Source organism: Sorangium sp. So ce1153 (genome assembly GCF_051521595.1).
Taxonomy (GTDB): domain Bacteria; phylum Myxococcota_A; class Polyangia; order Polyangiales; family Polyangiaceae; genus Sorangium.
In genome coordinates, this window is sequence record NZ_CP150361.1 from 1,334,022 (window position 1) to 1,346,513 (window position 12,492).

The 12,492-nt window shown below is 70.8% G+C and carries 9 protein-coding genes; 2 read left to right on the forward strand and 7 right to left on the reverse strand.

Annotated features, from left to right (window positions below):
* Positions 1-24 precede the first annotated feature (24 nt).
* From WME85_RS04645 to WME85_RS04660, 4 genes are all read right to left on the reverse strand, one after another.
* Positions 25-2,127 carry a hypothetical protein gene (locus WME85_RS04645; protein WP_437835474.1) on the reverse strand — a complete coding sequence of 701 codons (2,103 nt, stop codon included), beginning with the start codon at positions 2,125-2,127 and terminating at the stop codon, positions 25-27.
* Positions 2,128-2,477: 350 nt separating this feature from the next.
* Positions 2,478-4,424 carry a sigma 54-interacting transcriptional regulator gene (locus WME85_RS04650; protein WP_437307832.1) on the reverse strand — a complete coding sequence of 649 codons (1,947 nt, stop codon included), beginning with the start codon at positions 4,422-4,424 and terminating at the stop codon, positions 2,478-2,480.
* Between the two features lie 208 nt (positions 4,425-4,632).
* Complete coding sequence (locus WME85_RS04655; protein ID WP_437835476.1) at positions 4,633-6,387, reverse strand: hypothetical protein; 1,755 nt, start codon at positions 6,385-6,387, stop codon at positions 4,633-4,635.
* Between the two features lie 223 nt (positions 6,388-6,610).
* A complete protein-coding gene (locus tag WME85_RS04660; protein ID WP_437835478.1) occupies positions 6,611-7,453 on the reverse strand; it encodes an SDR family oxidoreductase in 843 nt (280 codons plus the stop codon).
* 54 nt (positions 7,454-7,507) lie between these two features.
* On the opposite strand from WME85_RS04660, the gene WME85_RS04665 reads away from it, so the two are divergent.
* On the forward strand, positions 7,508-8,671 hold the full coding sequence (locus WME85_RS04665; protein ID WP_437835480.1) for an ImmA/IrrE family metallo-endopeptidase: 1,164 nt from the start codon (positions 7,508-7,510) through the stop codon (positions 8,669-8,671).
* Positions 8,668-9,279, forward strand: coding sequence for a hypothetical protein (locus WME85_RS04670; protein ID WP_437835482.1), 612 nt, complete (start codon positions 8,668-8,670; stop codon positions 9,277-9,279). Before WME85_RS04665 ends, WME85_RS04670 begins: the two co-directional genes overlap by 4 nt.
* Positions 9,280-9,493: 214 nt before the next feature.
* Here the strand turns inward: WME85_RS04670 and WME85_RS04675 are convergent, their stop codons facing one another.
* From WME85_RS04675 to WME85_RS04685, 3 genes are read right to left on the reverse strand one after another with little or no spacing between them, the layout of a single operon-like run.
* Positions 9,494-10,642, reverse strand: a complete 1,149-nt coding sequence (locus WME85_RS04675; RefSeq protein WP_437307835.1) for an NAD(P)/FAD-dependent oxidoreductase — start codon at positions 10,640-10,642, stop codon at positions 9,494-9,496.
* Between the two features lie 6 nt (positions 10,643-10,648).
* Entirely contained in the window at positions 10,649-11,503 is an 855-nt protein-coding gene (locus WME85_RS04680) for a 3'(2'),5'-bisphosphate nucleotidase CysQ family protein (protein ID WP_437835484.1), read from the reverse strand.
* Positions 11,504-11,508: 5 nt separating this feature from the next.
* On the reverse strand, positions 11,509-12,447 hold the full coding sequence (locus WME85_RS04685; RefSeq protein ID WP_437835486.1) for an aldo/keto reductase: 939 nt from the start codon (positions 12,445-12,447) through the stop codon (positions 11,509-11,511).
* Between the last annotated feature and the right edge of the window lie 45 nt (positions 12,448-12,492).

A 12,492-nucleotide genomic window follows, 5' to 3' on the forward strand; every position in this document is an offset into this window, starting at 1 on the left:
CGACGAAGGCCCGCGAGCGCGCCGCTAGAACAGCCTGGAGACGCCCGTCGCGAGCTCGAGGGACACGGAGAACGCCTCGCACCGCTGCGCGCACCCGAACCGCGACCGCACCTCGAGGGGCATGCGTGAGACCCCCTGGGTGCCGAGCAGATCCCGCGCGAGCGGCAGGAGGAGCGCGGGGCCCTCGACGTCGAAGCCGTCGAAGAACGGCCTTCCGGCGCTGGTCAGATCGAAATAGAAGCGCGTCCCGCAGGGCATGAGCTCGATGACGTCGGCGGTGTCGGCGAGGCCGCGGCCGCCGTCGAACGCCCGCGTGACGCCGTTGGCCATGGCCCAGAACATCATGGAGAGGACAGGGGTCCTGAGCTCCGCGAGGGCGAAGGACCCGAAATGCGCGCGGTCGCCGCTGCGCACGGTCGTCTGGAGGCCGACGTTGGCCTCGAACAGCGCGGCGTTGGGGCGGCCGGAGAGCACGTATTGCCAGCGGTACGAGACGCCCACGAGGAACGAGGGGTTCCACGACACCTCGGTCGGCTGCTCGACGGGGGCGCCGTGGACCGCGAAGGGCGAGGAGAGCCACACCTGGTAGCTGAACCCGCGCGCGATCGGGTCCTCGCCTTCCAGGCTGCCGGCCTCCGCCTGGGGCACGGGCCAGACGGCGACGATCGGCCGCAGCAAGCTCGTGTCCGGCGTCCCGAGGACGACCCGCTCCGGGTCGCCGCAAAGGACGCTCGCGAACCAGTCGATGCCCGGGTCGGTGCGCGCCGCCGGCCGGGTGCAGAGCGCGAACGGCTGCCCGAGGGCGCCGGGCTCCACGAGGCGGGGGACATCCTCGCTCGTGTTGCCGGAGAACCCCGGGATGGCGCGGCGCTCGCGGAGGCGGGCGAGCGCCGCGAGCGCGCTCCGCAGGACGTGCCTCACGCGCTCGCATGTCGGGCTCAGCATCTTGCGTTGTGCTGGCCCGAGCGACCATGCCGGCGTCGGGTCGAGCAGGGTCATGGTGAGGTCGACGTCCCGCGGCCGCGCGCGGCGGGAGGGCGCGGGCGCCGGCTGGCTGCACGCGGCCGGCTCGAGCAGCTGCTCGACCCAGCGGGGGTCGAGCGCCATCGCGAGCTGGAGCTGCGCCCGCGCCGTCGCCTCCGCGGCGTGGAGCCGGTCCTGGCTGGCCGGCCTGACGCCGAGGAAGCCGTCGCCGGTCGTCTCCCAGCACGGGGGCAGGCCGGGGGCGCGGGCGTCGTTCACGCCGGCCCGCAGGAGAGGGCAGGGGACGGCGTTGAGCGCGCGGGTCACCGACACGCCGATGCGGTTGAAGTGGTCGTGCGTCCCGATGCGCTCCTCCGGGTCTCTCCGGAGCTTGGCGGTGATCACCGCGTGACCCGCGGCGAACGCGTCCTGGAGGAAGTGGAGCGCATAGGCGTGCTCCAGGAGCGCGTCGCGCCGCAGGCTCGCCCGCGCGCCAGCGGGCCCCTCCCGCGCTCCCGTCGCGAGCTGCAGCGAGCGCAGGTGGTGGCCGATGAACTGGCCGAGCGCGTTGTCGACTCGGCCTCTCCGCGCGAGGTCCGCGGCGACCCGGGTGAGGGGCTCCCCTGCGGCCTGGAAGTGGGTGACGTTCTGCTTGGCGCGATCCACGTAATCTCCGTCGACGCCGAGCAGGTAGATATCGAGATCTCGGACGAGGTCGGTGCGATCCGACAGCCCAGCCGCGGCGTCTTCCTCCCGCAGCTTGCCGAGGAAGTCGCGCCATTGCGTCCGCGCGCCGAACTGCAGTCGCTGTCCTGTCTCCCCTGCTTCGTCTTTCCGGACGAGGCCCCACAGCTCTCTCACGGTGCTCGCGTGGTCCCCGGCGAGCGCCGTGAGCGTCGCATAGGGCACGCACGCCTCGCGTCGCAGCGCGCTGGTCACGTAGAACGGCTCATCGAGCCGCTCGCACACGAGCGAGCTCGCGGCCATCTCCCGCACCGCCTCGCCGAGCGCCGCCTTCGCGCCCTCTGGCAGCCACGCCAGCCCCTCCTCCGCGAGCACCACGTGCTCTGGGAAATACCAGGCGTTCGCCGGGCTGCTCACCCCGAGGAGCGCCCCCGCCGCCGCGCCCCCGATCCACCTCGCGCGCCTGAACCTCCGGAACATCGATGCCTCATGCCCCGTCCGCGCCCCGACGGCCAATCGAACTCGCCCCATCCCCACAAGAGCCCGCCGCGCCGTATTTCCCCTCTTCACGAAAGCGCCGTCAGACAGCGCATCTCTTCTTCCGTCCGCTCAGGAAGAGCCATCGGGAGGGGGGGTCGCGCGCGGGGGCCGGCGGGGGAAGGGCCCCACGAATCCGAGCGCCGGCCCGCACCGAAGCGACCAGCTCGTGGTCCACCACACCCGTTCATGAGGCAATAGCCACCACAAGGCGCGAGTTCGTGGGAAGGGCCCCCCGCCGGCCCCCGCGCGCGACCCCCCCTCCCGATGGCTCCGTCGCGTCCCGGAACAGCTCAGATCCCGTATTGCCGGAGCTTCTTGTGGAGCCCCTCGCGCGTGATCCCGAGCGACTTCGCCGCGTTGGTCTTGTTGTTGTTGTGCCCCCGCAGCGCCTCGAGGAGGAAGTACTTCTCGACGGCGTCCATCATCTCCTTGAGCGACCCCTTGGGCGTCCCCGCCCGCCCCACGAGCCCCTCGACCTGCCGGATCCGCGGCGAGAGCAGCTCCGGCGTCGCGAACGCCCCCGGGTCCAGCTGGATGACGAGCCGCTGCACCTCGTTCTGGAGCTCCCGCACGTTCCCCGGCCAGTCGTACGCCACCATCAGCTCCATCGCCTGCTGGCTGAACCCGCCGCACGGCTTGCCGATCTCGTCCGCGTACCGCTCCAGGAAATGCCCCGCGAGCAGCGGGATGTCGTCGCGCCGCTCGCGTAGCGGCGGCAGCCGGATCGGGAACACCTTGAGCCGGTAATAGAGGTCCTCGCGGAACCGCCCCTTCGCCACCTCGTCCTCGAGGTTCCGGTTCGTCGCGGCGACGATGCGCACGTTGACGTGCTTCGGGCTCGTCGCGCCCACGGGGCGGATCTCGCCCTCCTGGAGCGCCCGGAGCAGCTTCGACTGGAGCGACAGCGGCGTCTCGGTGATCTCGTCGAGGAAGAGCGTCCCCCCGTCGGCGATCTCGAACAGCCCCTTCTTCTCCTCGGTGGCCCCCGTGAACGACCCCTTCTTGTGGCCGAAGAGCTCGCTCTCCAGCAGGCTCTCGGCGAGCGCCGCGCAGTTCTGCGCCACGAAGAGCTTGTCGCGGCGGCGCGACCGGTAGTGCACGGCGGCCGCGATGAGCTCCTTGCCCGTGCCCGTCTCCCCCTCGATCAGCACCGTCACGCGCGTGTCGACCACCTTGTCGAGCTGGCCGATGACCCGGCGCATCGCCTCGCTCTTGCCGATGATGTCGACCGCGCCCCCGCCCCCGCCCCGGCGCTTCTCCTCGCGCCCCTTCAGGAAGCTGTTCTCCTTCTGGAGCCGCTCCTCCGCGAGCACGAGCCGCTTGATGAGCCGGGCGTTCGCCACCGCCAGCGACGCGTTGGCCGCCAGCACGAGCAGCGTCTCCAGGTCGCCGGCGTTCAGCATCCCGGGCACGCTCCGGTTGTCGGCCTGGAGCACGCCGATGATCTCCTCGCCCTTCCAGAGCGGCACGGCGAGGGTGCTGCGGATCGAGGCGCCCATCAGCGACTCGGTCTGACCCACCTCGATCGGCGCGTCGGCGGCGAGCACCGCCGCCCGCTCCTTGATCACCTTCCGGTACACGCTGCGCGTGATCGGGACCGGCCCCGCCGGCGGCGCCCCGCGGCCCGACTCCGCGCGGACCCGCGTCAGCACCGGGACGAACGCCGTCGGCCCTGCGCCCGGCTCCTGGTCGTCGTCGCGGAGCACCACCGTGACGTGCGTCGAGCTCGGCACCAGCGCGAGCACCGCGTCGGCGATCTCGGCGAGCACCTGGTCGAGATCGTTCGCGGCGCCGATCCGCTTCTGCGCCGCGTACATGGCCGAGAGCGCGCTCGGGTCGCGCTCGATCTTCGCCTGGGCGGGCTCGATCTCGTCGAGGCGCCGGATCGAGACGACCCGCGCGTCGTCGGCCTCCTCCGGGATGGTCACGACCATCCGCGTGACCGCCTCGCCCGAGCCGAGCTCGATGACGTCCCCGGTCTGGAGCGCGAGCGCGCTGCGCCCGGCGCCGAGCTCGAGCCGCTCGCCCCCCCGCGTCACGCTCGTCCCGTTCGTCGAGCGCAGGTCCTCGAGGACCACCCCGTCGGCGGTGCTCACGATGCGCGCGTGCGCCCCGGAGATGTGACGGTCGTCCAGCACGACCCGGTTGTCCGGCGAGCGCCCGAGCGTGATCAGCTCGCCCTGGAGCTCGAAGGTGCGCCCGGCAGCGAGACCCTGGGTTACCTCGAGCACGATCATGGTTCGTTCAGCCAGGAAGACCCCGTGAGGAGGGCCCGGAGTAAACCGTCAAGAGGGAGGAGATGCCAGGAAAAACCGGGGAGCCGGGCACTCCGACAAAACAGCGCGTCAGGACGACGCGGATAACAGAAATTCTGGATAACTGTGGGGCGTATGCCGGTGCCCCGTCCCGCGGGCTGGCCGCCGGACGGGGCGCGCGGCCCGGCGCTTACTGGGCGCGGGCGCTCAGGCGGTAGATGACCGTCTTGAACGGCGCGTTGCCGGCGATCTTCTCGGCGTCCTTCGAGGCCTCGCCCTCGTCGACGATCTTCTGCAGCTTGGTCGCGACCTCGGCGTCGCCCTTCGGCGAGAGGGCGTCGATCACCGAGACCGACACGAAGCGCACGGCCGCGTTCGAGATCTTCGGCATGGCGTCGATGATCTGCTGCCGGACCTCGGGGGTGCCGAGGACGCCCACCATGTAGGCGGCCTTGATCCCCTGGAACTGCGTCTCCTTGGCCTGGGACGCCGGGTCGCCGAGCTTCCCGATGTAACACTCGACCTTGGCGCCGCAGGCCCCGAGCAGGTCCTTCGCGATCTTGATCTCCTTCTCCATCGACTTGCCGACCGTGCCGCCGCCGCTCGTGCGGGTGTTGGCGAGCCGGTCGACGTCGGCGATCTGGTCGGGCTTCATCAGCTTGAGCGCGGTCTGGAGCGAGACGTCGCGGATCTGCGCGACGTCGTCCTCCTCGCCCTTGGCCTCGAGGCCCGTCTTCACGATCCACGGCACGACGCTCGCGTCGAAGAAGTTGCTCGCCGCCTCGGCCAGCATCACGCGCGCGTTGATGCCCGCCGGCGGGATCTCGAGCGACGCGGGCGTCTTGTCGTAGGCCGCCTGGAAGGCCGTGATGATCTCCGGGGTCTTGGGCACCTTGGTGAGCTCGCGCGCGATGATCGCGCGCGGGAGGTCCTCGGCCTTCTCGAGCGCCGCGAGCAGCGGCTGCGCCGACTCCTGCCGGCCGATCGTCGCGAGGACGAGCGCGGCCGCCGCGACGTGGGCGGTCTCCGCGGCCTTCTTCTGCTCCGCGCCCGGCTTGTCGCCGGCGCCCTTCAGGTTCTCGACCTTCGAGTACTCGATGAGCTCCTTGTGGTCGCCCTGGAGCAGCGAGATCGTCGGCTGGATGGCGGGCTTGCCGATCTTCGTGAGGGCGAGGATGGCGGTCGTCGCGGCGTCCGCCTTGAGCGGCGAGAGCACCACCTTGAGCAGCGGCACGACCGCCTTCTCGCTCTTCTGCCACCCGAGCAGCTCGGCCGCGGTGATCTGCCAGAACAGCTCGTTCCGCATCGTGGCGACGTCCTTGGGATCGTTGATCGGGCGCCCGATCGTGGTGATGAGCTGCCCTTCCCAGGACGGGTCGTTGATCTCGACCATCGCGTCGTGCACGTCGCGCGAGATCGTGGACCCCTTCGGCTTGCCGTGCTGGAGCTTGAGGAAGACGTCCATGAGCGGGCCGGCGGCGGCCTTCGACTTCATCGCCCCGAGGCCGCGGACGGCCCAGCGGACGTCCTCCTCGGTCGACTCGGGCTTGTAGTCCTTGAGCGCCTTGATGAGGCAGGCCTCGCCGCGCGGGTCCCGCGTGTCGGAGATGAACTTGATGAGCTTCGAGTTCGTGCGCTCGTCGAGGTCGCCGGCCACGCACTTCTGCGTCATCGGCTCGATGATCTTGTCGAGGAGCGGCTTCACGTTCGGGCCGTTCCGGTCCTTGCTGTCGCGGGTCATCGCGTCCTCGAAGAACTGGACGAGCCGGTTGACCGAGGGGGTGAGCGTGGCCGGGTCGTCGAGCCGCTTGACGTGCGTCTCGGGGTCGTTCTCGTCGGCGCACCCGGCGACGACGCCTGCGGAGAGCGCCATCGACGACGCGGTGGCGGCCCCCAGGAGGAGCGAGCGAACGAGCGGCAGGATGCTGCGTGCTGAGCGGGACATGGTGTTTCCTCCGGGACCTCGGTGATGCTGCCGGCCTGACCTCGCCGCCGCGCGGCGTGCGCGGCAGGGGAGGCGGTCAGCGGCTAGCCTTCGTTAGCCTGAGGGGACGACAGCGGACAAAAACAGCGCGCGGCATGGGGGCGCGACCCCCCTTCGGCCACGACATGGCGCCGCCCCGTGATGGAAGCGACGGAGCCGAAACTATTCGGCGCCCGAGAGCGTGTCAACGCGAGCGGGGCACCTGGACCAGCCGGCGGATCCCCGTGGCGAAGAGCCGGTCGGGGATGACACGGCGCAGCGCGACGAGGGCCCGTGCGTCCCGGCCGATGAGGGTCCGGAACGGGGGCGAGGCGCCCTCGATGAGGCGGAGGATCGCCGCCGCGACCGGGGCGGGCGGCGGGGCCTTGGCGGCGTCCTCGAGGACGAGCTGCTCGAGCACCCGGGTCATCGCGGCGTAGGGGCCGTCGGGCGAGACGTGGGCGCCCCGCCGCTGGTTCTCGAAAAAAATTTCAGTCTTGAAGGTGCCGGGCTCGACGAGGCAGACGTGGACGCCGAACGGGGCGACCTCCCAGCGCAGCGCCTCGCTGAACCCCTCGACGGCGTGCTTCGTGGCCGCGTAGATGCTCACGCCGGGGAGGCCGACGAGCCCGGAGACGCTCGAGACGTTGATGATGCGGCCGCGCCCGGCGATCCGCATCGACGGGAGCACCGCGCGGGTCACGGCCATGAGCCCGAAGACGTTGGTCTCGAACTGCGCCCGGACGTCGTCGTCCGCCTGCTCCTCGAAGGCGCCGCCGACGGCGATGCCGGCGTTGTTGACGAGCGCGTGGACGGGGCCGTGCTTCTCGAGGATCTCCCGGAGCCGGTCGGGGGCGCCCTGCGAGGCGACGTCGAGCTGTTCGACCTCGACCGAGGCGCCGCGCGCGCTGGCCGCGGCGAGGAGCGCGCCGGCCTTCTCGGGGCGGCGCATCGTGGCGATGACCCGGTGGCCCGCGGCCGCGCAAGCGACCGCGGTCGCGAGGCCGATGCCGCTCGAGGATCCGGTGACGAGGACGAGGTGACCCATGGCGAAGGGGGGCGAGTATAGACGAAGCGAGTGGATTCACTATGCTGGCAACCGATGGTCGACTTCGCAGCGGTAGGACGACGCCTGCGGGCGGCTCGCGAGGCGCGCCATTTAGAACGCGCCACGCTCGCCCGTGACGCTCACGTATCCGAAGATGTCCTCGCACGTCTGGAAGCAGGCGAGGCCGTGCCGGTCTCGACGGCGGCGTTGGCCCGCGTGGAACGAAGGCTGAAGCTCACGCCGACGGCGCTGTGGGCGGATACGCCGCGGGAAGAGACCGCCCTGTCGCTCCACTTTCGCCATGCCAGCGTACCCGACTTCTTTTCCGCGGATGAAGCTGCGGCACGAGAAGCGCTGATGATCGCGCGCGACGTGGAGGGCCTGGAGGAGCGTCTGGGCCGGCCCGCGCCGCTCAAAAGGGCCGACTGGTTCAGGGAGGCGCAGGTCGGGCACAACGCGAGCGCCGACGGCTACGCGCGAGCTTGGCGCCTCCGAGACATCCTGCATCAGAAGAATTTGCTCGATTCACCGACAGCTCCCCTCCCGGATCCGCTGGAGACGCTGGTGGAGGAAGCCTTCGGTGTGCCCGTGGTAGAGAAGCCACTGCATAGCTCGTCCGTCCTGGCCGTCACGGTGAAGGATCGGGTGAGTGGGCTCGCCGCCATTCTTCTCAACACAGCTTCGGAATGGGGCACTCATCTGCCGCGGAGTCGCGTGGATCTCGCACATGAGGTCTGCCACCTCCTCTACGACGAGCCACGGGAGGACATCGGCCTCTGGATTGATGTCATCGAGGACCAGGAAGATGACGCGCCAAGACGGCAAGGCGATGCCGTCGAGAAGCGCGCCCGCGCTTTCGCAGCAGAGCTGCTGCTGCCGAAGCTCGGGCTCCACCAGCTGCTCGGGAGGCCGCTGGTCCGCGCAAGAGAGCTGACGCCCGCCGTGGAGATGGTCCGGCGTGCACGGGAGCATTATGGGACGACGATCGAGTTGACGTCCTACCACCTTTACAACGTCGGCTACATAGAGAAGTACCTTCTCGAGGAGATACAGAAGACGGTTCCGTCGCTCTCGCATGCAGCGCCGTCAGCGCGTGAGACTCTGCTTTCTCGGCGAGTTCGAGAGGCGTTGTCTGCCGGTCTCATATCCGCCATGCGGGCTCGCGAGCTGCTCGACATCTCTGCGTGGGACGAGCTCCCCTGGAGCACCACACAATGACCACGGGCGCGGCATTGCGGGCGTACGTGCTGGACACGGGGGTGCTCATCGCTCTCCAGCGAGCGGGACACCTCTCAATTCTCGTGGATGTCAGCGAGCGGGTGCCCCTCGTGGTGCTGGAGGAAGTGCGCGACGAGCTGATCGTCGACGCCGGACCCAGGCATGCGAGAGCTGCTGAGCAGGCACGGATCACCCTGGAGGGAAGCCAGATCAGGGTAGAGGCGATCGCGATCGCCGATCCTGCGGCTGCCAGGCTCCAGGCGTTGCGGGCCGGCAAGACCTCGGCCTCGGATCTCGGCGAAGCTGCCTCGATCGCTTGGGCCGGGAGCCGGCCCGAGGCGAGCTTCGTGACCCGCGATGGTCAAGCGGCGCTCCAGGGCCTCGAGGAACTGCGCGGCCGTGCCATGGGGTTCTTTCAGTTCCTTGCCGAGCTCGTCGATCTCGGCGTGCTGGACGTCTCGGTCGCCGCCCAGGCTGCCGAGGACACGGTGAAGGCGAGCGGTGTCACCGCCCGCGCCCCGCTCTGGTGGTCGGACTGGGTCAAGTCGCACCCGCTGTCGACCTCGTCTTCGCCTCCGACGGCCATCCAGCCGCGCGGCGAGGCGTGACGCTAACCGACACCGTGGGCACCCGCATGCTTCGTCCGGATACGAGCCAGCGCCATCCGGACTGAACGCGAAGTCTTTCGACGTCCGAGGGAAGCGGTGCACTGTCCGGGCGACGCGCACCCCTGTCCGGGCGACGCGGACGTGTCCGTGTAGCGTATGGCTGGACGAGTACAGAAAGAGTGTGCGGGTACCGGTAGGGGCCGGGCGCCGAGGCTCAGCCGATGATCATCGCCTCGCTGAGGAGGCGGCCCTCCTTGAAGCGGCGCAGGTTCCAGCGGTCGAACAGGGGGAGGGCCGTGCCCTCGGCGATGTGCTGCGCGATGAGCTTGCCCATCACCGGCGCGATCATGAAGCCGTGCCCCATGAACCCGGACGCCTGGTAGAAGTGCTCCACCTCGTCGACCGCGCCGACGATCGGGTTCTGATCCGGGGTGAGGTCGTAGCAGCCAGCCCACTGCCGCAGCACCTTGACGCTGCCGAGGACCGGGCACGCGGTGACGAGCGCCCGTGAGTACAGCGCGAGGAACTTGTGGCTCGACCCCATGTCGAGGCCCTCGGGGACGTCCTCGTTGGAGATGCCGCCCACGATCTCGCCGCGCATCGACTGCGAGAAATAGAGGCCGTTCGACAGGTCCGCGACGAGCGGGCCGAGCCAGGGCTTGAGCGGCTCGGTCGAGCAGATCTCGTGGCGGTGCGGGCGGTTGGGCAGCTCCACGCCGAGGAGGCGCGCGACCTCCGGGCTCCAGGCGCCGGCGGCGTTGACCACCTTGTGCGTCCGGATCTCGCCGCGATCGGTGACCACGGCGTCGATCCGCGCGCCCTGCGCGCGGAAGCCGAGGACGTTCGTGAAGGTGGCGATGTCGACGCCGAGCTTCTGCGCGCGCTCGGCGTAGCCCCAGACGAAGGGCCAGGGGAACACGACGCCGTCGTCGGGGTTGTAGCTCGCCGCGACGACGCCCTCGGTCGAGAGCTCGGGCACGACCGCGCGGGCCTCGTTGGCGGTGAGCATCCGCGTGCCGAGGCCGCACGCGTTCTGCACGGCGACGCTCTTCTCGAGCGTCCGGCGGCCGGCCTCGCTGCGCACGAGGAACAGGTAGCCGCCCTGCCGGAACCAGACGTTGATCTTCATCTCGCGGGCGAAATCCCGGCAGATGCGGATGCTCTCCTGCATCAGCCGGATGTTCCCCTCGCTCGAGAACTGCGCCCGCACCCCGCCGCCGTTGCGGCCGCTGGCGCCCCCGCAGAGGTAGCCCCGGTCGACGACGACGACGTCCGTGACGCCGTGGTGCCGCGCGAGGTTGTAGGCGATCGCGAGGCCCATGATCCCCGCGCCGATGATGACGATCTCCGCCTCGGCCCGCATCGCGCCTCAGCCGAGCTCCGACCTCGCCGCGGCGACGACGGCGTCCTGGAGGGCGCCGTTCGAGGCGATGATGCCGCGGGCGAGCTTGAGCCCGGGGCCGGCGTAGTCGATGGGCGCGCCGGCGAGATCGGTGAAGCGACCGCCCGCGCCGCGGAGCACGGCCTCGGGCGCGCAGCTGTCCCAGAGCTTGGCGCCGCCGCCGCCGTGGATGTAGAGGTCGACCTCGGCGGTCGCGATCCGCGCGATCTTCACGCCGACCGAGCCGCACGGGACGACCCTGGTGATGCCGAGCCGCGCGATGAGCGGCTCGAGCTCCTTCGGCCGGTGCGACCGCGAGACGATGAGCGCCGCGTCGGCCGGCGCGCCCACGGACGAGACCCGGAGCGGGCGGCGGCTGCCGTCCTTCGCCTCGAGGAAGGCGAAGCCCCCGTCGCCGCCGCGCTCGTCGGCGTGGCCGGCGCGGCCGGCCAGCGCCTCGCCGGTCGTGGGCATCACCACGACGCCGAGCGCGGCGCGGCCGCGGACGGAGAGCCCGATCATCACGGCGAACTCGCCGTTCCGATCCGCGAACTCGCGCGTGCCGTCGAGCGGATCGACGAAGAACACCCGCTCCTGCCCGAAGCGCGCGGCGAGCTCGTCGGCCGCCGGGACGCTCTCCTCGGCGAGGACCGCCTCGCCCGGGAACGCGGCCTCGAGCGCGCTGCAGATGAGCGCGTTGGCCTCGCGATCGGCGCGGGTCACCGGGTCGCCCGGGCCCTTCATCTCGACGGTGAACGGCGTCGCGTACACGTCCATCACGACCGCCGCCGCCGCGCGGGCGATGCGGACGATCTCGTCGAGCTCCCTGTCGTTCTGGTTCATCCTGCTCACACCTCGATGCCGGCCTGCTTGAGGCGCCCGGAGAGCTCCATGAGCGTCGTCTCGTGGATGTAGGGGGGCATGCCGGCCTCGCGGACGAGCTGGTCGAGCTGCGCGACCGAGCGGGGGCCGAGCACGGCGGACGAGACGAGGTTGTTCGCGAGGACGAAGCGCAGCGCGAGCGAGCGGAGCGAGACGATCGCGCCGGCGACCATCGGCCGGAGCGCGTCGAGCTGGCGGATGCGGGTCCTGAACTCGTCGCGGTTCCACCGGTCGGCGCGGTGGTCGTCGGAGTAGAACTCGCGGTCGGAGCTCCACTGGCCGGCGAGCAGCCCGTGCGCGAGCACCGAGCGGGCGAGGACGCCGGCGCCGCTCTCGGAGACGTCGCCGGCGACCTCGTGGAGGTCGCCGGGGAGGAAGGCGTTGTAGGCGAGCTCGATGAGATCGACCTCGTCGCGCAGCGCGGAGCGGGCGACGTCCGCCGAGCCGGCGCTCACGCCGAAGGCGCGGATCTTCCCGGCCTCCTTGAGCTCCTTCAGGAAGGCGAGGGGCTCCTTCGAGCTCATCGCGGCCACGGTGGGGTTGTGGAGCAGGACGACGTCGACCACGTCGCGGGCGAGCCGTTCCTGGGATCGCTCGAACGCGGTGCGGAGGTAGGCCGGGTCGAAGCGCTTCGTCGGGACCCCTTCGAGATCGGTGCCGATCTTGGTGACGACGAACGTCGGGCCGGCGCCCTTCAGCCGCTTGCCGAGGCGGCGCTCCATCTCGCCGCGGCCGTAGACGTCGGCCGTGTCGAAGAGGTCGATGCCGACGGCGAGCGCGCGGTCGATGACGCGATCGACCTCGGCCTCGGAGACCGGGCCGTAGCCGTCGCTGGACAGGCCCCAGGTGCCGAGGGCGAGCTCCGAGACCTGGAGGGTCGTCTTGCCGAGGGGGCGTTTCCTCACGGGCCGCGATCTACACCAGCGCGGGAGGGGCGCCACGAAATAGGG